The sequence below is a fragment of the Actinomadura pelletieri DSM 43383 genome (genome assembly GCF_003634705.1).
In the GTDB taxonomy this organism is placed as follows: domain Bacteria; phylum Actinomycetota; class Actinomycetes; order Streptosporangiales; family Streptosporangiaceae; genus Spirillospora; species Spirillospora pelletieri.
In genome coordinates, this window is sequence record NZ_RBWU01000001.1 from 1,186,726 (window position 1) to 1,211,859 (window position 25,134).

Sequence of the window (25,134 nt, forward strand, 5' to 3'; positions counted from 1 at the left end):
ATGTCGTGGCATCAGAGTCGGGCGCCCGGCGTCACGGGAGCACGATGCGCCGGTCCTCAGCGCGTCCCGGGTTCGTCCCGGGACGTGCCGGTCAGGTCCCGAGCCCGGCGTCGCGGGCGCGGACGGCGGCCTGGGTGCGGTCGTGCACCTGGAGCTTGGTCAGCAACTGGGAGACGTAGTTGCGGACGGTCTTGTCCGAGAGGACGAGGCGCCGCGCGATCTGCCGGTTGTCCAGGCCACGCGCGACCAGGTCGAGGATCTCGGCCTCCCGCGCGGTCAGGTCGGGGAACGCCGCACGGGACGGCGCGGTGTGCAGCGCGGTGAAGTAGGCGCCGAGCCGGTCGGCGACCGCCGGGCTGAACACCGCGCCGCCCACGGCCACGGTCTGCACGGCCTGCACGAGTTCGCCGCGCAGGACGCCCTTGACCACGTATCCGCGCGCGCCCGCCCGGAGCGCGGCGACGACCGAGTCGTCCTCCTCGGACATGGTGAGGACGAGGATGCGGGGCGGTGGCGGTTCGGCGCCGTCCAGCAGTTCGCGCGTGGCCTCGATGCCGGACCCGTCCGGCAGGTGCAGATCCATGAGCACGACGTCCGGCCGCAGTTCGCGTGCCAGGCTCACACCTTCGGCGGCGGTTCCGGTCTCACCGACGACGGTGAGGTCGGTTCCGGTCTCCAGGGCGGCGCGCACCCCCGCCCGGAACATTCGGATGGTCGTCGATCAGCACGACGGTGACCATGTTCACTCCTTGGGAAGCCGGACGTCGACGAGCGTGCCGCGCGGACCGTCCTGCCGGGACGAGACCCGGCAGGAGCCGCCGATCTCCTCCGCGCGTTCGGCCATGGACGTCAGGCCGACCCCGGCCCGGCGCGGCGGGTCCGGCAGCCGGACACCGTCGTCGACGATCCGCATGACGAGGTGGGTGTCGTCGACCGTCAGGGTCAGCGCGGCGGTGGTGGCGCGGGCGTGGCGGACGACGTTGGTCAGCGCCTCCGCCGCGATGCGGTAGACGGCGGTCTCGGTCGCGGCGGAGAGTTCGGGAAGGCTGTCGGGGAAGGTGGCGGTGATGGTGAGGGTCGGGCCGCCGAGCCGTGTCACCAGCAGTTGCAGTGCGGCCACGAGCCCGTGCTCGTCCAGGTCGGGTGGACGGAGGTCGTCGATGATCCGGCGAACCTCCGACAGACCCCCGCTCGCCGCCCCGCAGGCCGCCTCCACCAGCCCGCGCGGCGGTGAGCCCGGCCGGAGCAGGTCGGCGGCGGTGTCGAGATGCAGTTGGATCCCCGCCAGGCACGGGCCGAGCCCGTCGTGCAGGTCGCGACGTAGACGCCGCCGCTCCTCCTCCCGTGCCACGACGATGCGTTCCCGGCTGATCCGCAGTTCCTCGTGCAGCCCGATGGCGGAGACGATCGGGCCGAGCTGGTCGGTCACGATCTCCAGCGCCGCCTGGTCCCTGGAGTCGAGGGTGCGCTGTCCGGGCCGCAGGTGGACGGTCAGGCAGCCGACCGGATCTCCCTGGTAGGTCAGTTCCGTCCGCATCACGGCGGAGCCGTCGTCGGGGGTGCCCGCGCGGGCCAGTTCACGGTCACCCTGCCGCGTGTGGGCGACGAGGGTCGCGGCGGGCAACCCCATCCGTTCCACCACGATCCGGCACACCTGGGACGGGACGGCCTCGGCGGGCATCCGGTCGCGCAGACCGGTCGCCAGCGCCCGCAGCATCTCGACGGGTTTGGCCCGCCGCCCGTACAGCAGCAGGTCGCCGGCCTTCAGCAGCAGGCCCGCGGCAGGCCGCAACGCCAGGGCGATCAGCGCCGCCAGCACCACGGCGGAGGTGGCCGTCCTGTTGGGAGGCAGGGCCGAGAACCCCATGTACAGCCCCTTGTAGGCGTAGGCCAGTCCGATCACCAGTCCGAACAGGACCAGCGCACGCCGGAGGGAGCGGTCGAAGGCGGTGAGGTCGTCGCGCAGCATCGCGACGATGGTGATGACGGCCAGCGCCAGGGCGAGCGGGCCGTTGAAGAGGAAATGCGCCCACAGGGGCAGGTCGCGCTCGTCGCCGATGTCGATGAGCTTGTCGAAGATCTGCGTGCCCCAGTACAGGCCGTACCCGCAGGCCATGGCACGCAACTGCCGTCCGGCCAGCCCGTCGGCGCGGTCGAAGCCGCGTACGAGCTGGGCCAGGACCACGATCGACAGCAGCCGCGGCATCCAGATGATCGCGTGTCCGGTGCGGCCCCACCAAGGATGCTCCTCGCCCAGGGCCCCCGAGGTCCACGTCTGGTCGGTGACCTGCCACCCGAACCACGCGAGGGGCGCCAGATAAAGCAGGTAGACGACCACCATCGCGATGACCGGCCAGCGCCAGCGCGGATGGGGCAGGTGTCCCTGCGGAAACCAGAGCGGGAGGACGGCGAGGGAGCCGTGCATCCCGAAGATGGCCGCGCCGCGCATGAGCGCGCGGGGGCCGGGGGCGAGGAACGCCCCCGCGCCGTCGGCGGTGTAGTGCAGCAGCCCGCCGAGCCCGTACACGCCCATGCTCACGGCCGTCACGCTGAGGACGGCCCCGAGCCCCCGGCGCCCGGTGTGCAGGACCACCGCGGCGGCCACGGCGAAGAACACGCCGAGGACCAGGCTCCGGGTCGTCCACCAGCCCCACTTGGCCATCAGGCCCCACCGGCCGTCCACCGCCATCAACTGCACGGCACCGGCGACGAGGAGCACGCTCACCGCGACGACGGCCCCACCACAGACCGTGTCCCAACGGGGGCTTCTCCGGACGGAAACTAGAAGCACACTGTAATGCTACAGATACTTTGCGTAGTTGGACATCGACTCGCCAGAACTCGTTCGAGGACGGCCCGTGCCCCGCAATGACGGATCACGCGAAGTGACAAATCGGCCTTGGCGGCACGGCCGAAAACTACGCGGAATCACGTAGATGTCGCTGTTCTCTCCTTGACACGATGTTGCTGCACACTGCGGCATGGAAAAGGATGTGAGGTACCCATGAAGGGGAACGGCAAGCATCTCGTCAAGCGAGTCGCGGCGACGGCGGCGGTGGCCGGGACATTGTCTCTGGGTGGCCTGATGACCGCGGGCGTGGCGAGCGCGGAAACGGTCGACAATTCCGGTCCTGCCGTGCTCACCAATGTCACGCCTGACGCCGTCTCGGACGCCTACACGTCCAATGTGAGTTGCTGTCAGAGCCAGCAGACCAACTTCGGCTGCTGCTGAATTCTCGGTGGGGCGCGGATGTCGCCAGGGCCGTGCCCCACCGTCCGTTTCACCCCATGGAGTAGCCATGCACGCGAGCCAGTTTCTGGTGGTATCGGACGAGGCCCTGCTCGACGTCAACGGAAATTTCGTACGCGTCGCGCTGCACACCGCGTCGGAACAGGTTTATGTTCTGGCCGACGACGTCCTGCAACGGCTGGTCGACCGGCCCGCCCTGCTGTCGGACGCCGAACGGACCGAACTCGCCGCCGCGGATCTGCTCGTGGCGGACTCCCGGGACGAGTTCAGCGAGGTGGTCGAGCAGAACCGGGCCTATCTGGCGGGGCTCACCGACCGCATGTTCGTGCTCATGCCCGCGGCGTACTGCAACATGGGCTGCGGATACTGCGGGCAGAAACACTTCAGGCTGCCGAAACGCGAGCAGCATCGTGACGCGATCAAACGGCGGCTGGTCGCGGCCGCCGAGGATCCGTCGACCAGCGGGCTGGGCGTCTGCTGGTTCGGCGCCGAACCCATGATGGGGTACGCGCAGATCCTCGATATCTCCGCCACCGTGATTCCTGCCTGCGTCGAGGCGGAAAAACCATATACGGCCAAGATGGTGACGAACGGATCATTGCTCACCGTGCAGAAGATCCGGCGGCTGTACCACGACTGCCGGGTGACGCACTTCGAGATCACGCTCGACGGCGACGCCGAGACGCACGACGCCCAACGCCCGCTCAAGAGCGGTCGGGGCAGTTTCCGCCATATCGCGACCGTGATCCGGCAGGCCTGCGACGAGGAACTTCCCGGCCTCCAGTTCAGCATTCGCACGAACGTCGGCCGGGCCAACCAGGACGGGCACACCCGGTTCGCCCGCGAAATGCGGGACGCCGGTCTCGCCGACCCCCGGGTGGGCTTCTACGCGACGCCCGTCCGGGAATGGGGGAACGACGTCTCCGACTACGCGATCGCGCGCCGCGACGCGATCGACATCGAACGCGACTGGCTCGACGCCTATGCCGCCCACGGCCTCCGAGCGACCGATCTGCCGATCAAACGTCGGCACATGGTCTGTGTGGCGGTGAACAAGCGTGCCGAGGTCATCGCGCCCGAAGGCCAGTTGCACAGTTGCACCGAGCAGCCGCTGGTTCCCGGACGCGAGAACACCGCGATCGGGCATGTGACGCTCGCGCGGTCCGCCGAGCTGAGACCCGACGGCCGCTACGACGACTGGAACGAGAACCTGCTCGGCGACACGAACGCGTACTGCCCGAGCTGTGCCATCTTTCCCATCTGCGGTGGGGCCTGTCCGTTGCTCTGGGGGGAGGGCAAACCGGCCTGCCCGACGACGAAGGTCACCCTGCCGATGCAGCTCACGCGGTACGGGCTCCGGCTCGGCCTGCGCGGCGCGGATCAGCTCCAGCGTCCGGAGAGCACGAGCGTGACCACGGCGCTGAGCACCCGCACACCGTCGGTTGAACCGGGGTCCGTCCCGACGAGTTCCCGCACCCGGCGGAACCGGTAGTCCAGGGTCCTCGGATGGATGCGCAGCGCGCCGGCCGTGCGCAGCCGGTTCATGTCGTGCCGGTAGTAGGCGTCCAGGGTGGCGATCAGGTCGGGGCCGCTCGCGAGCCGCTGCGCGAGACCACGCAACCGCTCGTCGACCTGCGGCATCTCCGTGACGCCCAGTTCGACGAACACGTCGGTCACGACATGCAGGCGGCGCGGCACGGTGTCGATGGGCGCGACTCGGCTGATCCGGCGCGCCAGGGCCACCGCGTCACGCAGGGCCCGGACCCGTCCCGTCGCCGCCCCTGCCGCACACGGCCGTCCGACCATCCGCGCGAAGTCGCGGACGAGGCCCAGCGCGCGATTCTCCACGGCCTCCATGGCGTCCACGGCCCCCACGCCCCCCACGCCCCCCACGGCCCCCAGGCCTCCCGCATCGGCCGGGTCGCCGCAGGGCAGGACGGCCACCAGTTCCCCGGGCCGGCGCCAGGTCATCGGCACCCGGTGGCTCTTCAGCAGGGCCCCGACGATGTCCGCGCGCCGTTTCGGCAACGGACCGTCGGCGATCCGAACGACCGTGACCACGTACCGGTCGGCGAGCCGCATCCTGAGGTCCTCGGCGAGGCCGGGCGCCACGGAGGTGTCGGTGAGCAGCGTCGTCGCGAGGTCCTCGACGCGCTTGACGAAGGGCTGTGCGCGTCTGTGGCCGCTCAGGAAGCCCCGGGTGTAGGCGCGCTGCCCGGCCAGCCCGTTGGCGGGTAGCCAGCCGATCATCTCCGTCACATGCGCGACCTCGTCCAGCCCGGCCGCCTCGTGGATCTCCCGCAGGGTGAGCACGTCATGCAGGTTGAGGACGCGTTCGCGGGACTCCCACGAGACGCCCTGCCTGCCGCGTTGCTCACCGAAGGCCGCCAGCATTCCCAGGTCCTGCTCGGTGAAGGGCGCCGCGTCGGCGGCGAGTTCGGCCTCCCGCCGCCGCAACGTCACCGCGAACTCCAGCATCGCCGCGCGGGCCCGCCCGTCCGTCGCCACCGATCGGAAGTCGGGCAGCTCGCTGATGTAGACGTCGACGGCCCGGCGCGCGTTCGTGTCCACCCGGTCCAAGAGGAGCTTGAAAAGCCCGTCCATCTCCGGTCTCCTCCCGGGTCCGCGACAGGACCCTCCCCACCCATTCGTCCGGGCGGGACGGTCCGGATGGCGGCCGGATCCGGACGGGTCGGACCGGCGGTGTTCCTCCTATTCCGTGGTCGCCGAGCGGAGCTGGGCGGTGAAGCCGCTTTCGTACGTCACCGCGACCGCCTGGCCCCGGGTCCGCACCCCGAGTTTCTTCAGGACGTTGTGCACGTGGGTTCGTACCGTCGTTATGGAGATCGAAAGCTGCTGGGCGATCTCGACGTTGGAGGCGCCGCGCCGCAGCAGCAGGATCACCTCCTTCTCCCGGGCGGTGAGGTTCGCCGCCAACGGGGGTTCCTCCTCGGCCGTGGCGGAGGAGTAGCAGGAGAGGATCGTGGGACGAGCGGCCTCCGGAATGAGCACGGTACCGCCCGCCACCAGGCGTAAAGCGTGGATCAGCTGGTCCGCCGAGACGTCCAGGGACAGGACGGCGCGGACGCCGAGCGCGATCGCCTCCATGGAGCGGTGGGCGTTCTCCGGCTCGGCGAGGAGCATCACCTTGGACAGTTTCGCCAGCTCCATGAGTTCGCGCTGGTGGGAGATGATGGTGAGGGCGGGAAAGACGACGAGCGTGATGTCGGGCCCCAGTTCCGCCGCGTCCTGGAGCACGCGCTCCCCGATGGTGTGCCCGATGACCTTGATGCCCGCCGTGCCCCCGAGCAGTGCCGAGAAACTGGCGGCGTAGATCGGCTTTTCGCAGCACAGCAACAGTCGCTGTTCCGTCGATACGTTCTTTATATTGTCGAGATATGCAAACCTGGCGTCGGCGGAACTATCCATGGCGAAATCGCAATCCCCCGTCATGAAACTTTTTCTGGTCTTGGACGTCCGGATGTCGGGAACAGGAGCTCGATCGTTGAAACTTCAGCCAGATAGCGGGTTATTACTGTGCGTAGTTACGCTAGTTACGGTATGCGTTCGGTTGCGGACGGTATCTCTACGCATGATGGCATGGCTGCCCCGCTTTGTGGTGATGGTGACTTGTTGGTGGCGAATCTGGCCTAAGGCGGCAACCGGCGGCCCGGCGGCCTATTCGACCGCATAAATGATCACGGATCGGGTGTTTCTCCAGGTCAACGAACCAGAGTGTGGATGCCTTGGCGACCTCGGCGACCGCGACCAATGGATTCGGTGTCGAGTCGAACGGGAATCGCGTTCGGTTGCGGAGCACCGGCCGGACGATTTCGCGGCCGGAGATTGAGCGCCGGTCGTGACGTGTGGGATCAATGAGCCGTTCGCATTGGCCGCCACCGATCGCCCCCGCCTCTTGATCTTGGCGCGGTCATGGACGCCGAACGGACCACCGGGCGGATGAAGGTCGGCGGGCGGTCCGGCCTTTCCCCGCGCGGTGCGCTCCCGTTGATCTCGGTGCCCGTCCCCGGAGACGGCGATCCTCGGCGGTCCTCCCGAACGTCACCGCGCCGTGGCGCCCGGTCAGTGGTTCGTCAGCGTGGTCGTCAGCGTGGTGCACCACAGTCTGACCGTCCGCCGTTCTCCACCGTCCATCAATGGCATAGGGGGAAGTCGTGAGTGACGTGTACGACCGCTTGGTCGATCTGCTGGTGAACCGCTTCGAAGTGGACCGTGCCGCCGTGGCACCCGACGTGTCCTTCGAGGACCTCGAGGTGGACTCGCTGTTCCTGGTCGAGCTGCTGCTGGTGGCCCAGTCCGAGTTCGCCGGCGCCGACCTGGGCGAGGACCTGGTCTCGCCCTCGGACACCATCGGCCGCGCGGCCGAGCTGATCGAGCGGCGGATCGCGACGGCGGCCTCGCCGTGACCCCGGCGGACTTCCTCATCGGATACATCGCCGACGCGCTGCTGGACGGGGACGCCGACGGCCTGCGCGCCGACACCCCGCTCATCGAACTGAACATCATCGACTCGGCCGCGATCTTCGACCTGGTGCACGCGGTGCAGGGGGAGTTCGGCGTCACCGTCCCCCTCCAGGAGATCACGCCGGTGAACTTCGGCTCGGTCGACTCGATCACCGCGCTGATCGACCGGCTGAGCCAGGAGGAGAAGAGCCTTCGATGACCGAACTGGCGGACGGCGCCCCGACCGTGGCCTCGGTCCGGCGGCGGGTGCTGGAGATCATCGCTTCTAACACGCTGTACGACCCGGCGCGGCTACGACTGGAGAGCCACCTCGAAGGGGAACTCGGGATCGACGCGACCACGCTGGACGCCATCCTGGCGGACGTCCGGGATCACTTCGGCCCGGATGTGCGGCCACCCCGCGACGTGGCGACCCCGCAGGACCTGATCGAGGCGGTCGCGCACGCGACACGGGCGTCCGCCGTCACCGCGACCGCCGCCGCGCCCGCGTCCGGGGACGGCGGCGCGGGCAACGATCCACGGCTGGACGAGGTCGTGCTGGCGGTCGCGATGCGGCACACCCAGTACCGGCGTGACCAGCTCGACCTGGACGCCGAACTGGAGAGCGAGCTGGGCATCGACTCGGTGGTGCTCGCCTCGATCATCAGCGACGCGGCGGCCGAACTCGGGCTGCCGGACAATCTGGCGTCCAAGCTCACGGTGCCCACCCTGCGCGAACTCGTCACGGAACTCGAAACCCACCGCACCGGCTCCGGCACGGCACGGCCCCGGACGGAACCGACCGTCCCCGACCCGGTCACCACGGCCCCCGAGCCACGCGAACCCGCGGTCGGCGAGCTGGACCCGGCCGCCCGACCGGAGACCGGTACATCCTGGGACGACCGGTCCATGCGCGACTTCATCGACGACCGCGACCCCGACCTGTTCTCCAAGGCCCGGAGCTTCACGTCCTACCTCCGCGGACGCGAGGCCGAACACCTCTACTGGTACGGGATGCCGCTGCGGTCCCGGTGCGTCAACCGCGCCCGGATCCACGACGAGCTGACCGGCCGGACCCGCGAGTTCCTCATGTTCGCCTCGAACAACTACCTCGGGCTGGCGAACCATCCGCGGGTCATCGACGCCGTCTGCGATGCGACCCGCACGTACGGGGCGACGAACACGGGCTGCCGCATCATCGGCGGCACCAACCACCTGCACAAGGAGCTGGAACACCGCCTCGCCAGATTCAAGGGACGGCAGGCCTGCATCGTCTATCCCGGCGGCTATGCCGCGAACCTCGGCGCGGTGTCGGCCCTGGTCGGCAGCCATGACGCGGTGATCGTGGACAAGCTCAACCACATGAGCATCGTCGACGGCTGCAAGCTGTCCGGCGGCGTCCGGAAGATCTACGGCCACAACGACATGCGCGCGCTGGAACGGGTGCTGGAGCGCTGCGCGGAGACCGTCCGCGGCGGCAAGCTCATCATCACCGACGGTGTGTTCAGCATGCACGGGGACGTGTGCGACCTGCCGGAGATCGTCCGCCTGGCACGGCGGTACGGCGCCCGGGTCATGGTCGACGACGCGCACGCGACGGGCGTCCTCGGCGAGCGCGGCTCCGGCACCGCCGAGCATTTCGGGCTCAAGGACGAGGTGGACCTGGAACTCGGCACCATGAGCAAGGCCCTCGCCGGCATGGGCGGATTCGTCGTCGGCGACGAGGAGGTCGTCGATTACCTGCGCTTCTACTCCAACTCCTATGTCTTCGCGGCGACGATTCCCGCAGGTCTGGCCGCCGGGCTGATCGCGGCGATCGACGTCATGGAGGAGGAGCCCGAACGGCTCGCCCAGCTCTGGTCGAGCATCCGGCGGCTGCACACGGACCTCACCGACGCCGGGTTCGACCTGGAGAACACGCGCAGCGCGATCCTGCCCATCGTCATCGGGGACGAGCGCCGGGCGATGGAGATGGGCCGCGCGGTGCGCGCCCGCGGCCTGTTCTGCCAGACGGTGGTGTTCCCGGGCGTCCCGCTCGGAGACGCCCGGCTTCGGGTGAGCGTGACGTCCGAGCACACGCCCGAGGACCTGGCCCTCGCCGCGCAGATCTTCGTGGACGCGGGACGGGAGACCGGCGTGCTGCCGGCTCCGGGCGGCGCACGGCGGGAGCCGGGCCGGTGAGCGCGCGACGGTTCGGGCTCCTGGACGAGGGGATCGTGGGGCTTCGGGTGAGCGTGACGTCCGAGCACACGCCCGAGGACCTGGCCCTCGCCGCGCAGATCTTCGTGGACGCGGGACGGGAGACCGGCGTGCTGCCGGCTCCGGGCGGCGCACGGCGGGAGCCGGGCCGGTGAGCGCGCGACGGTTCGGGCTCCTGGACGAGGGGATCGTGGGGCTTCCGGACGTCGAGTCCCCCGAGCACGCTGCGCGTCCCGCCCTCGTGGGACGCCGGACCATCTCCTACGGGGAACTCGCCGCCACCGTGGCCTCGCTGTCCGCCGGGATCCTCGGCCTCGGCGCGCGTCCCGGCGACCGGGTCGCCGTCTGGATGGACAAGGGACCGGAGTACGCCGAGTGCATCCTCGCCGCGCTGCGGGCGGGCTGCGCGTACGTGCCGATCGACGCGGGACAGCCCGCGGCCAGGGCGGACACGATCCTCCGGGACGCGGAGCCGATCGTGCTGTTCACCGACCGGCGCCATCTCGCGCTTCTCGAAGGCCTGGAGGCCGCCCCGAAGCCGACGTCGATCGTCGTGGTCGACGGCGTACCGCAGGCGAACACGCTGCCCGCCGTGGACCGCGACGAGTTCCTCAACGGCGCGGCACGGGACGCCGCCACGGCACGGCCGCCGCGGGTCACACCGTCCGACCTGGCCGCGATCCTCTACACGTCCGGCTCCACCGGAACGCCCAAGGGCGTCAAGATCTCGCACCGCAACCTGACGGCGTTCACCGGCTGGGCCCGCCGCGAGCTGGACGTCGGCGCGGACGACGTGTTCGCCAACCACGCCTCGTTCAACTTCGACCTCAGCACCTTCGACCTGTTCGTGGCGCTCTCGGTCGGCGCGGCGGTGTGGATCGTCGAGGACGCCCAGGCCCGGGACGTCGCTGCGCTGGCGACCGGCATCCGCGAGCACGGGGTCACGGTCTGGTACTCGGTGCCGTCCATCCTGATGCTGCTCACCGCGTCAGGGGCGCTGACGACCGAGACCGCCGCCGGGCTGCGGTACGTGCTGTTCGCCGGTGAGGTCTACCCGATGCCGCGCCTCCGCGAGTTGAGCGCGCTCCTCCAAAGCCGGACGGTTCTGTACAACCTGTACGGGCCCACGGAGACCAACGTCTGCACCTACCACCGGGTTCGGCCGGAGGACCTTCGGCGGGACGAGCCGCTGCCCATCGGCCGCGCCGTCGGGAACGCCCGACTCATCGTCGTCGACGAGAACGACCGACCCCTGCACGACCCGGACGCGATCGGGGAACTGATCGTCGAAGGCGACTGTGTCACCCCCGGCTACTGGGGCCGTGAGCCGGCGCCGTCCGCCGGGACGCCCGGCCTGTTCCGGCACGCCACGGGCGACCTGGTGAACCGCGACGCGGACGGCCTGCTCGTCTACCGGGGCCGCAAGGACCGCATGGTGAAGGTGTCCGGCTACCGCGTCGAACTGGGCGAGATCGAGGCCGTGGTACTCCGGCATCCCGCCATCGCGGAGGCCGCCGTCCTCCTGGAGGGGGACGGTGCGGACGCGCGGCTCGTCCTCTACTACTGCGTCCGCGACGGCGCGGACGCGCCCGGCCTGATCGAGGTCAAGACGCACTGCGCACGGCAGTTGCCGAAGTACATGGTCCCGCACGCGGCGACCCGGCTGAAGGCTCTTCCCCGCAACGCCAACGGCAAGGTCGACCTCGGCCGGCTCCGCGAACGCCGCGCCGCCCGCGAACCCGTGCCGGCGTCCGTCTCGTCCGGGGCGGTGGAAGGATGACGCGCCCGCACCCGATCGAAGACCACTGGGAGGGCCCCGAGCCGGACACGGTGGCGGGAATCCTGCGGCACCACTTCCGGCGGACGCCCGACCGGCTCGCCTACCGCTTCCTGACCGGCCCGCGCGGGGACAGCGAGTCCTGGACCTACCGGGACCTCGACCTTCGCGCACGTGCCATCGGCGGACGGCTCCAGCGGGAGGGGCTGCGCAACCGTCCCGTCCTGCTCCTGCTGCCGCCCGGCCTCGAATACGTCGCCGGGTTCCTCGGCTGCCTGTACGCCGGGGCCATCGCCGTCCCCGCCTACCCGCCGGACACCGGCCGGACGGGCGCGACGACGGCGCGGCTCGCCGCGGTCGCCCGCAACACCCAGGCCCCGTGGGCGCTGGTGGACGAGGAACAGAAACACTCCCTGGAGTCCGGTGCGGCGAGCCGGGGCGACCTGGGCGCCACGGACCTGCGCTGGCTGGCGAGCACGGAATGCGGCCAGGACGACGCCGACGCCTGGCACGACCCCGAAGCGACCCCCGGTTCGCTCGCGTTCCTGCAGTACACGTCCGGGTCCACCGCGATGCCGAAGGGCGTCATGGTGAGCAACGAGAACCTGGTCGCGAACCTGCGCACGATCCACCTGGCGCTCGAGCACGACCGGGACTCCGCCCTGGTGTCGTGGCTTCCGCCGTACCACGACATGGGCCTCGTCGGCGGGCTCCTGACCCCGCTGTACGGCGGCATCCCGGGTCACCTCATGGCGCCGCGGACGTTCATCCAGCGTCCGCTGCTGTGGCTGGAGACGCTCTCCAGTACCCGCGCGACGACCTCACCGTCCCCGAACTTCGGCTTCGACTACTGCCTGAGCCGGATCTCCGAGGAGCAGGCGGCCGGGCTGGACCTCGGCTCCTGGCGGCACGCCCTGAACGGCGCGGAGCCGGTCCGCGCCGACACCCTCGACCGTTTCGCCGAACGGTTCGCGCGGTGCGGCTTCGACCGGCGCGCGCTGCTGCCGTGCTACGGGCTGGCCGAGGCGACGCTCCTGGTCAGCGGTACCCCCGCCGACCGTGCGCCGCGGATCGCGTCCCTCGACGCGGAGGCGCTGGAGAACGCCCGTGTCGAGACGGCGGTCGCGGGGCGTCGCGCCGTCCGCGTCGTCGGCTGCGGACCCGCCGCCGACCGGGTCGACGTGGCGATCGTTGACCCGGCGACACGTCGGCGGCAGCCCGCCGGACGGGTCGGCGAGATCTGGATCAGCGGGCCGGGCGTCGCCCGCGGGTACTGGCGCAACCCCGATGCCACCCGGGAGACGTTCCAGGCACGGATCGTCGACGAGCCCGACGGCCCGGAACACCTGCGGACCGGTGACCTCGGCTTCGAGCGGGACGGCGAACTCCACATCGTCGGCCGGTTGAAGGACGTCGTGATCGTCCAGGGCCGCAACCACTATCCGCAGGACGTCGAGCTGACCGTGGAGCGCGTGGACGAGGCGATCCGGGGCGGCTGCGGCGCCGCGTTCGGCATCGACGTCGACGGCGCCGAGGAGATGGTCGTCGTCTACGAGGTGAACGGTCCCCGCGTCGACGACCCCGGGACGCTGCTCGCCCGGATCCGCGCGGCCATCGCCCGCGAGCACGAGGTCTCCCCGCACGCCGTCGTCCTGGTCAGAAGGGGCTCGGTCGGCAAGACCACGAGCGGCAAGATCCAGCGGCGGGGGTGCCGGGAGGCGTTCCTGACCTTCGGACTGCCGGTCGTCGCGGCGAGCGTGACCCAGGAGACCGGCACCGGGCACGGCAGCGCCGACCGGACGAGGCTCCTCGAAACGATCAGGTCAGCCGTCCCCGGCACGACGACCGCGTCCCCAGACCTCGATGGCCGCGACTTCGCCGACATCGGCCTGACCTACACCGGGCTCCTGGACCTGGCGAACCACCTGAACCGCGAACTCGACCTACGAGTACCGCTCGGCGATCTCCTGGCGGAACCGTCGATCCCCGCCCTCCTGAGCCTCCTCGGCGACGACGACGCCGACGCGGCCACACGCCCGTCCCAAAGCGCCACCGAAATCGAAGAATGGCTGGTGGAAAAGGTCGCCGCCCGGCTCGGCCTGCCCGCCGGGGCCATCGACACGACCGTCCCCTTCGCGGAACTCGGCCTGGCGTCCAAGGCCGCGGTCGGCATCATCGACGAACTCGGGACCTGGCTCGGACGCGCCCTCCCGTCCAGCACCGTCTTCGAACGCCCCACCATCCGGGACGTCGCGCACCGCCTCGGCGGCGAACACGACGAACACACGCTTCCCACACCGAAGCCCGAACCCGACGACGCCGCGGAGCCGATCGCGGTCGTCGGCCTCGGCTGCCGCTTCCCCGGCGCGTCCGACCCGGACGGCTACTGGCGCCTCCTCCTCGACGGCAGGGACGCCGTCACCGACGTCCCCCCGGGCCGATGGGACGTCACCGGAGTGGAGGCCCCGAACCGTGGCGGCTTCCTCGACCACATCGACCGCTTCGACGCCCGCTTCTTCGGCATCTCCGCACGCGAGGCCGAACGGATGGACCCGCAGCAGCGACTCCTCCTGGAGATCGCCTGGGAGACGTTCGAGGACGCGGGCATCGCCCCCGACGCCGTAGCGGGCACCGACACCGGCGTGTTCGTCGGCATCAGCAGCCACGACTACGCCGACCTCCAGACGTCCGACCACCGCTCGATCGACGTGTACGCCGCGACGGGCACGGCCCACGCGGTCGCGGCGAACCGGCTGTCGTACCAGTTCGACCTGCGCGGCCCGAGCCTCGCGATCGACACCGCCTGCTCGTCCTCGCTGGTCGCGGTGCACGCCGCATGCCGGAGCCTGCGCGCCGGGGAATGCGACATGGCGCTCGCGGGCGGCGTCAACCTGATCATCAATCCGGCGCTGTCGGTGGCGTTCGCCCGCGGCGGGATGCTGTCGCCGGACGGGACGTGCCGCACCTTCGACGACGCGGCGAGCGGCTACGTCCGGGGCGAGGGCGCCGGGCTGGTCTGTCTGAAACGACTCTCCCGGGCGCTCGCCGACGGAGACCGAATCCTCGCGACCATCACCGGTGCCGCCGTCGGACACGGCGGCCGCGCCAACGGCCTCACCGCCCCGAAGGGATCGGCGCAGCGCCAGGTCATCGAACAGGCCCTCGCCGAGGCGGGCACGGACGCCCGGGAGATCGACTACGTCGAGGCGCACGGCACCGGCACGGTCCTCGGCGACCCGATCGAATGGGAGGCGCTCACCGAGGTGTACGGCCGGGACCGCGCCGCGGACTCGCCCTGCCCGGTCGGCTCCGTCAAGGCCAACATCGGGCATCTGGAGGCCGCCGCAGGGATCGCCGGGCTGATCAAGGCCGTGCTGACCGTCTGGCACGGCGAGCTGCCCCCGCAACTGCACTTCACCACCCCGAACCGGCACCTGCCCTGGGACGGGTCCGGGCTCACCGTGCTGACCGAGCGGGACGGGCGCGTCCGCGTCCCGCCGTCCCGGGTCGCGGTCAGCTCGTTCGGGTTCGGCGGCGCCAACGCCCATGTGATCGTGGGCCGCCCGCCCGAGGCACGCCCGACGACGACCACACCGGGCGCGGATCGCCCGGTACAGGCGCTGTCCCTGTCCGCGCACACGCCGTCCGCGCTGGCGTCTCTCGCCCGCAGGTACCGGGCGCACATCGCGGCCCGCCCGGACGTCGAACTCGCGGACCTGTGCCACGCCGCCAACACCGGACGCGCCGCGCTCGGCCACCGCGCCGCCGTCGTAACCCAGTCGATGTCCGACCTGGACCAGGCGCTCACCGCGCTCGCCGCAGGCGAGGCGTCCGCGGACGTCATCCGCGGGGAGCGCACGGGACGTGCCCCGAAGGCCGCGTTCCTGTTCAGCGGCCAGGGCACGCAGTACCCGGGAATGGGACGCGGCCTCTACGAGTCCAGCCAGGTGTACGCCGCCGTCATCGACCAGGCGGACGACGTCCTACACCCCCTCCTCAACACTTCTCTCCGCGACCTCCTCTTCACCGGCGACGACCCGACCGAGCTGAAGAGAACCCGCAACTGCCAACCGGCCCTCGTCGCCGTGGAGGTCGCGCTCGCCCGGCTCTGGGGCGCGCTCGGCGTCCGTCCGGTCGCCGTCCTCGGCCACAGTGTCGGCGCGTTCGCGGCGGCCTGCGTCGCGGGCGCGCTGTCCCTGGAGGACGCGCTGACCCTCGCCGCGACCCGTGGCCGTCTCATGGACGAGCTGCCAGGAGCGGGCGCCATGATCGCGTGCGCCGGTGAGCCGGAGCCGATCCAGGCGGCGGCCGCCGCCCGCCCGGCCGTCACGGTCGCGGCCGTCAACGCCCGTAACCATCTCGTGCTGTCCGGCCCGCTGGACGAGATCGACGAGCTGGCCCGCGACCTGCCGGACAAGGGAATCGTCGTCCGCCGACTGGCCGTCTCGCACGCCTTCCACTCGCCGCTGATGGCCGGTGCCGCCGACCCGCTACGGGACGCCGCCCACAACGTCGCCGCCCGGGAACCGGAGATGCCGTGGATCTCCGACCACACCGGGGAGCCGATGGGCCGTCCCGACCCCGGTTACTGGGCCGACCATCTGCTCGGCACGGTCAGGTTCGCGGACGGTCTCGCCACGCTGCGCAGGCTCGGCTGCGACACGTTCGTGGAGGCCGGCCCGCATCCCACCCTCCTCGGCCTGGCACGCACCGGCCTCGCCGGGGACGCCGAGTCGGCGCTGTGGTTGCCGTCCCTGCGCCGCAAGGCGGACGACTGGCAGACCTTCCTCCGGTCGGTCGGCCGCTGGTACTGCGCGGGCGGGGACGTCCGCTGGGCCGGGCTCGACGCCGATCGCCCGCGGCGGCGGGTCGCGGTGCCGCACGCGGTGTTCGAGCGCGGCACCTACTGGCTCAAAACACCCTGGTCAACGAGCGGAAACGGGACGGCCGAGCCGCGAAGGGAACCCGACATGGACGGCAACGGATACGCGCACCCCACCCCGACGCCGCAGACGACGACGTCCGGCGACGGCGCCGCCAGGGTCCTGGCGTACATGTCCAAGGTCTGCGGTTTCCCCGTCGACCAGATCTCACCGCACGCCCGCGTCGGCAGCGAACTGGGCTTCGACTCGCTCATGAAGGGCGAGCTGGAACGTCATCTCGCCCCGCTGTATCCCGACCGTGTCGCGGGACTCCGCCACACCCTGCCCGAGGACTTCACGGTCGGCCAGCTCCTGGACGCCCTCGGCCTCACGGCCGCGCCCCAACCCGCGATGACGGCTCCACCAGCCCACACCTACACACCCGCCCCGGCCGCCATCCCCGCTCCCGCGCCCGCCCCCGCCCCGGACACGTCCCGGACGGTCAAGGTCCAGCGCCGGTTCGAGGACTGGGAGGAATACGCCGCGATGCTGGAACGCCTCCGGCTGATCGAGGCGAGCGGCCCCAACGCCTACGAACGCGTCCACGAGGGGTTCAACTCCGGCCTGATCCAGATGAACGGCCGCCAGATGGTCAACTTCTCGGCGTTCAACTACCTGGCCCTGTCGGCGCACCCCCGGTTGCGCGCGGCGGCCAAGGCCGCGATCGACCGTTACGGGACGTCCAGCTCCGCCACCCCGCTGCTCTGCGGGGAGACCCCGCTGCACCACGAGCTGGAGGCGGAGATCGCCGGGTTCCTCGGCGCCGAGGCGGCGATCGTGTTCGCGGGCGGGCACGCCACCAACGTCGCGACGGTCGGGCACCTCTTCGGGCCCGAGGACATCATCGTCCACGACGAGTGGATCCATGACAGCACGGTTCGCGGGTGCATCCTGTCCGGCGCGCTGCGGCGACCGTTCCCGCACAACGACTGGCAGGCCCTCGACCGCATTCTCACCGCGACACGCGGCCGGTTCCGCCGCGCCCTGGTCGTGATCGAGGGTGCCTACAGCCAGGACGGCGACCTTCCCGACCTGCCGCGCTTCATCGAGATAAAACAACGTCACGACGCGATGCTGATGATCGACGAAGCGCACTCGCTCGGCGTCCTCGGCCGCACCGGACGCGGCGTCGGCGAACACTTCGGCGTCAACCCGAACGACGTCGACCTGTGGATGGGAACGCTCAGCAAGGCCATCGGCAGCCTCGGCGGCTACATCGCAGCCCGCCGCGAACTCATCCGGTTCATGAAGTTCACGACGCCGCTCTACATCTTCAGCACCGGCATCTCCCCGGCCAACGCCGCCGCGGCACTCGAAGCGTTCCGGGTCATCCAGGAGGAGCCCGACCGCGTCGCGCGCCTTCGTGACCTGGCCGAGCACTTCCGGACCGCCGCCCGCGCCCGCGGTCTGGACACCGGTGTCTCCCGCGACACGGCCGTCATCCCGATCATCGTCGGCGACTGGGCGCGGGCCATGGAGATCTCCGCCGCGCTGCTGGAGCGCGGCGTGAACGTGATGCCGATCGGCCACCCGGCAGTGCCGGCCGACAAGTGCCGGTTGCGGTTCTTCGTCAACGCCGACCACCGCGAAGCCGACCTCGACCGCTCCCTCGACCTCTTGGTGGACGTCATGGACAACACCTCACCCCGGCACCGTCCGCACCAGCAATCCACCTCCGACTCCGCGACCGTGCCCCCGCCACGGGCGACCTTCCAGACGCGGGAACGAGACCGGCCCGCGACCGAACCGCCGCCGTCCGGCACCGCCGACGTGCTCGTGGCCGGTGCCACCGGTTTCATCGGCGGCCACCTGACCCGCAGGCTCGTCGAGATCGGGCACCGGGTGCGGGTGCTGGTCCGCGAGGGCGGCGACCGGTCGGCGTTCGCGGACCTGCCCGTGGAGATCGAGCACGGCTCGCTGACCGACCTGAACGCGCTGCTGCGCGCCACCTCGGGCGTCCGGTACGTCTACAACTGCGCGGGCAAGTCCGCCGACTGGGGGCCGTGGACGGAGTTCGAGCAGACCAACGTCACGGGCTGCAAGAACCTGATGGACGCCGCTCACCACGCGGGCACCGTCGAGCGGTTCGTGCACCTCAGCACCACCGACGTGTACGGGTACCCGGTCCGTCCGTGCGACGAGCGGACCGAGCCGAAGGACGTCGGCCTGCCCTACAACCGCAGCAAGCTCCTCGGGGAGAAGGCGGTGATCCGGGCCGCCGAACAGGCCGGTGTGCCGCTCACCGTCATCAGGCCGGTCTCGGTGTACGGGCCGGGCAGCAAGGACTTCGTCGTCGAGATCGCGGCGCTGCTGAAGAGCCGGCAGATGGTCTACGTCCGCAGGGGAAAGGCACCGGCGGGGTTGCTCTACGTCGCCAACCTCGTCGACGGGATGATCACCGCCTGCGGTTCGGAGCGGGCGGCGGGCGGGGTCTACAACCTGCGCGACCCCGAGATGACGACGTGGCGGGAGTACATCGAGGCCCTCGCGGACGGTCTCGGCGTCAAACCGCCGTCGGTGAGCCTGCCGCGCCCACTCGCCACCGGTGTCGCCGGAGCCGCCGAGCGCGTGTACGGGACGTTGCGCGTCAAGTCGCGTCCGGTCCTCACCCGGCATGCCGTCCACCTGCTGGAGCGCGACCAGTCCTTCCCGATCGACCGGGCCCGCGAGGACTTCGGGTTCAAGGCCGCCGTCTCCTTCGAGGAGGGCATGGCGCGAACGGTCGAATGGCTCCGGTCTCCGGCCGGGCGCGAACTCCTGGGCGGCTGACATGCCCGCACCGCAGATCACCGAGCCGCCCCCCGGCGCCGTCCGCGCGCCGGGCGGGCCTTGGTTCCCGGGAGTGACCGCCGACGCCACTACCGACCTGCGCCTGATCTGCTTCCCGCACGCGGGCGGAACCCCGTCCGTCTACCGGGACTGGCACGAACACCTGGGCGCCCACGTGCAGATCGTTCCGGTGCTGCTACCGGGCCGCAGCTTCCGCCTGGGAGAACCGCTCCGCCGCGAACTGGAGCCGCTCGCCGCCGACATCGCCACCGCACTCCTCGCCGAACGGCTCACAGACCGCTATGCGCTGTTCGGGCACAGCATGGGCGCGCTGCTCGCCTACGAGGTCGCCTGCGGGCTGCGCGCCCGTGGCGCGGACGAGCCCGTCCACCTGTTCGTGTCCGGCAGCCGGGCACCGCACTTCTACGGCGTCGGAATGGGCGCGGAGCTGACCGACGAGTCGCTGCTCGACCTCGTCCGCGACCTCGGCGGCCTCACCGGCGCCGGTGTCGACCCGCAGGCGGGCGGCGCGCCGTTCGCCCGCCGGATGCCCGTGCTCCGAGCGGACCTCGCCGCGTGCGAGACCTACCGGTGGACGCCGCGCCGCCCACTCGACTGCCCGATCACGGCCATCTCCGCCGAGGGCGACCCGATCGCGCCTCCCGACCAGGTCGACGAGTGGCGGGAGTACACCTACGGCTCGACGCTGCGCAGGCACCTGCCGGGCGGCCACTTCTACCTGACCGGCCCCGAACGGCCGGCCCTCCTACGCGAACTCCACCGTGAACTGGAACGGCACGCCGCAGGCGGCGCCGCGCCCACCGATCCCCGGAGGACTCTGCCATGAATGTCGCGACCCTGGCCAAACTGGCTCGGAGCCGGCAGGTTCCGCTGCTGGCGTCGCTCGCCCGGGGACTCGTCACGCCCGTGTACCGGGCGTCGTTCCTCGCCGCGGCCGCCGGCAACGGAGTGCTGCAACGCCTCGCCGTCCGCCCCTGCGACCTGGACACCCTCGCCAACGCGCTCGACGTCCGGGAGGACCGGGACGTGCTGCGCGCCTGGCTGGACATCGGCGTCCGGCTCGGCGAACTCGGCTTCGACGACGGCTGCTACAAGCTGCGCGGCCGGGCCGCCAAGGCGCTCGGCCGTTCCCGCAACGACGCCATCGCCGCCGCGCTGGAGGAGGTCACGCGGTTCCACCTGCCGGTCCTGCTGGAGGCCCCGGCCATAGCGCGCGGCGGCAAACGGCTGACCCTGCGCGACCAGGACGGCGCGGTCATCGCCCGCTCCACCCAGGTCGTGCGGCCGTTCGTGGAAGAGGCCGTCGACCTCGTCGTGGAGCGGCACGAACCGAGACGGCTGCTGGAGGTCGGGTGTGGCAGCGGCGTCTACGCGCGGCACGCCGCGCTGCTGAACCCGCGGCTCACCGCCCTCGCGATCGACCTTCAGGACGACGTCGCCGCTGAGGCCGCCGCGAACATGGCCGCCTGGGGGCTCGCCGACCGTGTCGACGTCCGCCGGGCGGACGTCCGCGACCTCGACATGGAACCGGTCTTCGACCTGGTGACGATGCACAACAACATCTACTACTTCCCCACCGACGAGCGGGTGAAGGTGCTGGAGCGCGTCCGGTCGCTGCTGGCCCCCGGCGGCAGGCTCCTGCTCACCACGCCGTGCCGGGGCGGCCCCGTCGGCATGGAGGTGCTCGACCTGTGGTTCTCGTGCGCCGACTTCGGCGGACCGCTGCCGGACGCCGCCGAACTCGTCGACCAGCTGCAAAGCGCGGGCTTCACCAGCGTGCGGGAGCGCCGCCTCATCCCGGGCGGGGAGTTCCGCGCCTTCGTCGGCACCCACCGGGACCCGGAACACGGCACCGACGTTGAGGAGCTCATCTGATGTCGACCACGACCTCCGCCGCACACGCGTCCGCCACCGCGACCAGGGAGATCGTCGTGCTCGGCGCGGGCGACCCGCCGCCCGCCGAACTGCTCGGCGGCAAGGCGATCCGGCTGGACGAACTCCTGCGCGCCGGCCTTCCGGTGCCGCCCGCGTTCTGCCTGACGACCGACCTGTTCGAGCGGTTCCTCAAGGAAACAGGACTGGACACCCGCATCGCCGGAACCGCCCCCGCCGAACTGCGCGAGAAGATCATCGCGACCGACGTCCCCGCGAGCATCGCGACCGCCCTCCTGGACGCCTACGCGGACCTCGGCCGGCCGCGCGTCGCCGTCCGCTCCTCGGCGACCGCCGAGGACTCCGAGTCCCACTCGTTCGCGGGCCAGCACGACACGGTGCTCGACGTCGCCGGGGACGCCGCCCTGCTCGACGCCGTCAAGGTGTGCTGGGCGTCGCTGTGGACCGACCGCGCCGCCGCCTACCGCGACGCCGCGCACGCCGGGTCGATCGCCGTGGTCGTCCAGCAGATGGTGCACGCCGACACCGGCGGCGTCCTGTTCACCCGCGACCCGGTCAGCGGCCGTGCCGACCGGTTCGTCGTGGAGGGCTGCTGGGGACTCGGCGAGGGCCTGGTGGCGGGCAAGGTCACGTCCGACTTCTTCCTCCTCGACCCCGACGGCCCCCGGGTCGTGGACCAGCAGATCCGGTACAAGGTCACCAAGTGCGCGCCGGTCGTGCCGGGGACGGTCGGCCTCGTCAAGGTGGACGCCGCCGCGCGCAACGTCCCCTGCCTGACACCCGACCAGCTCGCCAACCTCGCGGCGCTGGCCGTCCGGGTCCGCGACCACTACGGCGCCGAGCAGGACATCGAGTGGGCCATGCGCGACGGCACGCCGTACCTGCTCCAGAGCCGGCCGATCACGACCACGCCCGTCCGCGACCGGCCGACGAGCCCCTACGTGGGCCCGCAGCCCGACGCGATCCGCACGGGAACGCTGTGGTCCCGCATGGACATCGGCGAGATCTTCACCGGCGTGATGTCGCCGCTCGGCCAGTCGTTCGCGCAGTACTACCAGCACAACGTGCACCGCGGCTGCGCCCGGTCCACCGGCGTCCGCGACCCGGGCGACATGTCGCGGCACATGGGCTACCTGCAAGGACACGTCTATCTGAACATCTCCTACACGGCCCACCTGCTGGGCCAGTGCCTCCCCACCCGCGACCAGAGCCGTTTCACCAGCCGCTTCGCCAGCGAGGAGGTGGACCTCGACGCCTACGAGAACCCCTTCGGCACCTGGCCCGGCGGCCCACGTGAGGAGGCGCTGGCGACCCGGTTCTGGCTGAAGACGTCCATCACGGAACTACGGACGATGAAGAAACGCGCCCGGCGGATGGTCCGGTCGCGCTTCTACGAGTTCGACCGTGCCCAGGGCATCGACCTGACCAGGCTCGACCGCTCGGAGTTGAACGCGGAGCTGAAGCGGCGCCTCGCCTACTTCTACGACATGCACGTGGGCTACATGCCGTACTACATGAACGCGTTCGGCTTCTACGGCGTCCTCGAAGCCCTCTGCGGCGCGTGGCTCGGCCAGGAGGGCACCAGCCTCCGCAACCGCATCAAGACCGACATGTCCAGCCTGCGGACGGTCGAGTCGGCGCGCGAGATCTGGGCGCTCGCCCAGGTCGCCCGGCGCGACCCCCGCGTCATGGAGATCATCCGTGCCGGTTCCGCGCACGACGTGTCCGCCCGGCTCCGCGCCGACGAGGCCGGACGCGCCTTCTGGGACGGCCACATGGTCCCGTTCCTGCGGGAGAACGGCACCCGGGGCCACCAGGAGATGGAGCTGACCCATCCCCGCTGGATCGACGACCCGTCGTACGTGTTCCAGATGATCCGGCGGTACGCCGAGGAGGGCTTCTCCATCGACGAGGTCCTCGACCGCGCCCACGACCCCCGGGAGGACGAGGCGGCGTCGGCGCTGAACCGCCTGGCCGCGCCGAAGCGCCGCACGATCGAGAAGGTCATGTCCCTGTACGAGACGTGCAGCCGGCTGCGGGAACTCACCCGCATGTCGATGATCACCTCGATCTGGCTGGTGCGCCGCGTCGTCTACGAGGTCGGCCGCCGGCTCGTCGAGGCCGGGGTGCTGCGGTCGCTGGACGAGGTCGCCGACCTCGACTTCGCCGACGTCCTCGAGTACCTGTCGAGTGACCGTGACCCGCGCCGGGTGTTCTCCCGCGCGAAGCTGGAGGAGGCCCGGCGCACGTTCCGCGCGTACGCCCGGCTGCCGGAACCGCCGCTCAGCTTCGTCGGCGAGTGGGACGTCACCCGGGCCGTCCGCCCGGCACCGGACGGCGTCCGGCTGGAAGGCCTAGGAGCGAGCCCCGGCCGGATCGTCGGCCGGGCCCGGATCATCGAGGACCTCGTCTGGCAGGCCGACGAGTTCCAGGTCGGCGAGGTGCTGGTGACCCGGTTCACCGACGCCTCGTGGACACCGCTGTTCGCCATCGCCGGCGCGGTCGTCACCGACATCGGCTCGATGCTGTCGCACAGCTCGATCGTGTCCCGCGAGTTCCGCGTCCCCTCGGTGGTCAACAGCAAGCACGCCACCCAAATGATCAAGACCGGTGACCTCGTCATGGTGGACGGCGACCGGGGCGTGGTCGAGGTCGTCGAGACCGACGAAAGGAAGAACGGATGATCCCCAACCAGTGGTACGCCATCCTCCGGTCCGAGGACGTCGGCACCAGGCGGCCCACCGGAGCGCGGCGCCTCGGCATGGAGCTGGTCCTGTGGCGGGACACCGCCGGACGGCTCATCTGCCAGTCGGCGCGCTGCCCGCACAAGGGCGCGAACATGGCGGACGGTCGGCTGCGCGGCGACACCCTCGGCTGCCCGTACCACGACTTCCGGTTCGCCGCCGACGGGAGCTGCACCCTCGCGCCCTGCCTGGGCACGAACGGCCGGATCCCGAAGTCGATGCGGCTGGAGACCTATCCCGTCCGGGAACGCCACGGGCTGATCTTCCTGTGGTGGGGGGACGACCGCGAGGACCTCCCCGACATCCAGGTGCCGCCCGAGGTCGCCGACCGCTCCGACGTCCACGCGACGGGCGCCTGGCAGCAGCCCGTGCACTACACCCGCTACATCGAGAGCCTCCTGGACTTCTACCACGTGCCCGTCGTCCACCGGGACCACTGGTTCAACGTCCTGGACTACATCGGCTGGGCCGGCACGCCGAAGAAGCTCGGCCTGGACGGCCGCCGCCGCTACCTCGCGCTGACCAAGGTCGAGGACAGCCACCTGGAAGTGGACGGAATGACGCTGCGGCACTCGTTCCGGCTCGTCGGCGAGGGCGACCCGACGAACGAGGCGACCATGACGGTCACCTTCACCTTCCCGGGGATGGTGCACATCCACGCCGAGCCGTTCGACGTCACGGTCTGGATCACGCCCGTCGACGACGACAACACCCAGGTGCTGTTCCGCTGGTACGAGGACTCGCACATGGCGCCGGTGCTGCGGCTGCCGTCCCTGCGGCGGATCGTGCCGAAGCTCGCGCTGTTCGCGCAGAAGCGCGTCCAGGAGGTCCAGGACATGAACGTCGTCTCCCGGATCGAACCCAGGGTCAGCGGCCGGGGCGTCAACCGTTTCGTCGCGGTCGACGAGCTGAACGCCAAGTACGTGGTCATGCGTGACCAGCTGCGCAAGGAGGCGGGCATCACCGAGGCCGGCGCCGGTGAGGCCGGTGAGAGCGAGACCCCCGCGGCGGGCAACGGAAAGGCTCCCGCCACCGGCCGCGCTCGCCGGACGGCCAAGGAGCCCGCCGCAGAGGGCACGGCGAAGGTGTGACGGC

Annotated in this window: 16 protein-coding genes; 12 read left to right on the forward strand and 4 right to left on the reverse strand. The window is 71.0% G+C overall.

Annotated elements, in window-relative coordinates; translation table 11 throughout:
* Nucleotides 1-91 precede the first annotated feature (91 nt).
* Nucleotides 92-706 (reverse strand): response regulator, encoded by a 615-nt coding sequence (locus tag BZB76_RS05435; RefSeq protein ID WP_337959736.1) that lies wholly within the window; start codon nt 704-706, stop codon nt 92-94.
* Between the two features lie 36 nt (nt 707-742).
* Nucleotides 743-2,725 carry a sensor histidine kinase gene (locus tag BZB76_RS05440; protein WP_147449335.1) on the reverse strand — a complete coding sequence of 661 codons (1,983 nt, stop codon included), beginning with the start codon at nt 2,723-2,725 and terminating at the stop codon, nt 743-745.
* A 279-nt stretch (nt 2,726-3,004) separates the two neighbouring features.
* On the opposite strand from BZB76_RS05440, the gene BZB76_RS05445 reads away from it, so the two are divergent.
* Nucleotides 3,005-3,232 carry a hypothetical protein gene (locus BZB76_RS05445; RefSeq protein ID WP_121433137.1) on the forward strand — a complete coding sequence of 76 codons (228 nt, stop codon included), beginning with the start codon at nt 3,005-3,007 and terminating at the stop codon, nt 3,230-3,232.
* Between the two features lie 67 nt (nt 3,233-3,299).
* Nucleotides 3,300-4,742, forward strand: coding sequence for a radical SAM/SPASM domain-containing protein (locus BZB76_RS36300; RefSeq protein WP_121433138.1), 1,443 nt, complete (start codon nt 3,300-3,302; stop codon nt 4,740-4,742).
* Here BZB76_RS36300 and BZB76_RS36305 read toward each other — a convergent pair.
* Both BZB76_RS36305 and BZB76_RS35720 read right to left on the reverse strand, forming a co-directional pair.
* Complete coding sequence (locus BZB76_RS36305; RefSeq protein WP_121433139.1) at nt 4,631-5,854, reverse strand: PucR family transcriptional regulator; 1,224 nt, start codon at nt 5,852-5,854, stop codon at nt 4,631-4,633. The two genes, BZB76_RS36300 and BZB76_RS36305, sit on opposite strands and share 112 nt — an antisense overlap.
* A 108-nt stretch (nt 5,855-5,962) precedes the next feature.
* Nucleotides 5,963-6,679 (reverse strand): response regulator transcription factor, encoded by a 717-nt coding sequence (locus BZB76_RS35720; protein WP_121433140.1) that lies wholly within the window; start codon nt 6,677-6,679, stop codon nt 5,963-5,965.
* Nucleotides 6,680-7,446: 767 nt separating this feature from the next.
* Here BZB76_RS35720 and BZB76_RS05465 point away from each other — a divergent pair.
* From BZB76_RS05465 to BZB76_RS05505, 10 genes are read left to right on the forward strand one after another with little or no spacing between them, the layout of a single operon-like run.
* Nucleotides 7,447-7,677, forward strand: a complete 231-nt coding sequence (locus BZB76_RS05465; protein WP_211342837.1) for an acyl carrier protein — start codon at nt 7,447-7,449, stop codon at nt 7,675-7,677.
* Nucleotides 7,674-7,934 carry a phosphopantetheine-binding protein gene (locus BZB76_RS05470; RefSeq protein WP_121433142.1) on the forward strand — a complete coding sequence of 87 codons (261 nt, stop codon included), beginning with the start codon at nt 7,674-7,676 and terminating at the stop codon, nt 7,932-7,934. The genes BZB76_RS05465 and BZB76_RS05470 overlap by 4 nt, the downstream gene beginning before the upstream one ends.
* Nucleotides 7,931-9,895: an aminotransferase class I/II-fold pyridoxal phosphate-dependent enzyme gene (locus BZB76_RS05475; RefSeq protein WP_121433143.1), complete on the forward strand. Its 1,965-nt coding sequence runs from the start codon at nt 7,931-7,933 to the stop codon at nt 9,893-9,895. The genes BZB76_RS05470 and BZB76_RS05475 overlap by 4 nt, the downstream gene beginning before the upstream one ends.
* Complete coding sequence (locus BZB76_RS34605; protein ID WP_170180517.1) at nt 9,892-10,068, forward strand: hypothetical protein; 177 nt, start codon at nt 9,892-9,894, stop codon at nt 10,066-10,068. The genes BZB76_RS05475 and BZB76_RS34605 overlap by 4 nt, the downstream gene beginning before the upstream one ends.
* The gene (locus BZB76_RS05480) at nt 10,065-11,693 is read left to right on the forward strand and encodes a D-alanine--poly(phosphoribitol) ligase (RefSeq protein WP_211342838.1); all 1,629 of its coding nucleotides are present in this window, start codon (nt 10,065-10,067) and stop codon (nt 11,691-11,693) included. The genes BZB76_RS34605 and BZB76_RS05480 overlap by 4 nt, the downstream gene beginning before the upstream one ends.
* On the forward strand, nt 11,690-19,381 hold the full coding sequence (locus BZB76_RS05485; protein WP_121433144.1) for a type I polyketide synthase: 7,692 nt from the start codon (nt 11,690-11,692) through the stop codon (nt 19,379-19,381). Before BZB76_RS05480 ends, BZB76_RS05485 begins: the two co-directional genes overlap by 4 nt.
* 1 nt (nt 19,382) lies before the next feature.
* Entirely contained in the window at nt 19,383-20,228 is an 846-nt protein-coding gene (locus tag BZB76_RS05490; protein ID WP_121433145.1) for a thioesterase II family protein, read from the forward strand.
* The gene (locus BZB76_RS05495; RefSeq protein WP_121433146.1) at nt 20,225-21,277 is read left to right on the forward strand and encodes an SAM-dependent methyltransferase; all 1,053 of its coding nucleotides are present in this window, start codon (nt 20,225-20,227) and stop codon (nt 21,275-21,277) included. Before BZB76_RS05490 ends, BZB76_RS05495 begins: the two co-directional genes overlap by 4 nt.
* Nucleotides 21,277-23,979, forward strand: a complete 2,703-nt coding sequence (gene redH, locus BZB76_RS05500; RefSeq protein WP_121433147.1) for an undecylprodigiosin ligase RedH — start codon at nt 21,277-21,279, stop codon at nt 23,977-23,979. Before BZB76_RS05495 ends, redH begins: the two co-directional genes overlap by 1 nt.
* Complete coding sequence (locus BZB76_RS05505; RefSeq protein WP_121433148.1) at nt 23,976-25,130, forward strand: aromatic ring-hydroxylating oxygenase subunit alpha; 1,155 nt, start codon at nt 23,976-23,978, stop codon at nt 25,128-25,130. The genes redH and BZB76_RS05505 overlap by 4 nt, the downstream gene beginning before the upstream one ends.
* Nucleotides 25,131-25,134 lie beyond the last annotated feature (4 nt).

What these genes read in the sequence shown, in the direction of transcription:
- BZB76_RS05435 (WP_337959736.1), bottom strand. Translation starts at nt 706, where the DNA reads ATGTTCCGGGCGGGGGTGCGCGCCGCCCTGGAGACCGGAACCGACCTC.
- BZB76_RS05445 (WP_121433137.1), top strand. Translation starts at nt 3,005, where the DNA reads ATGAAGGGGAACGGCAAGCATCTCGTCAAGCGAGTCGCGGCGACGGCG.
- BZB76_RS36300 (WP_121433138.1), top strand. Translation starts at nt 3,300, where the DNA reads ATGCACGCGAGCCAGTTTCTGGTGGTATCGGACGAGGCCCTGCTCGAC.
- BZB76_RS36305 (WP_121433139.1), bottom strand. Translation starts at nt 5,854, where the DNA reads ATGGACGGGCTTTTCAAGCTCCTCTTGGACCGGGTGGACACGAACGCG.
- BZB76_RS35720 (WP_121433140.1), bottom strand. Translation starts at nt 6,679, where the DNA reads ATGGATAGTTCCGCCGACGCCAGGTTTGCATATCTCGACAATATAAAG.
- BZB76_RS05475 (WP_121433143.1), top strand. Translation starts at nt 7,931, where the DNA reads ATGACCGAACTGGCGGACGGCGCCCCGACCGTGGCCTCGGTCCGGCGG.
- BZB76_RS05485 (WP_121433144.1), top strand. Translation starts at nt 11,690, where the DNA reads ATGACGCGCCCGCACCCGATCGAAGACCACTGGGAGGGCCCCGAGCCG.
- BZB76_RS05490 (WP_121433145.1), top strand. Translation starts at nt 19,383, where the DNA reads ATGCCCGCACCGCAGATCACCGAGCCGCCCCCCGGCGCCGTCCGCGCG.
- BZB76_RS05495 (WP_121433146.1), top strand. Translation starts at nt 20,225, where the DNA reads ATGAATGTCGCGACCCTGGCCAAACTGGCTCGGAGCCGGCAGGTTCCG.
- redH (WP_121433147.1), top strand. Translation starts at nt 21,277, where the DNA reads ATGTCGACCACGACCTCCGCCGCACACGCGTCCGCCACCGCGACCAGG.
- BZB76_RS05505 (WP_121433148.1), top strand. Translation starts at nt 23,976, where the DNA reads ATGATCCCCAACCAGTGGTACGCCATCCTCCGGTCCGAGGACGTCGGC.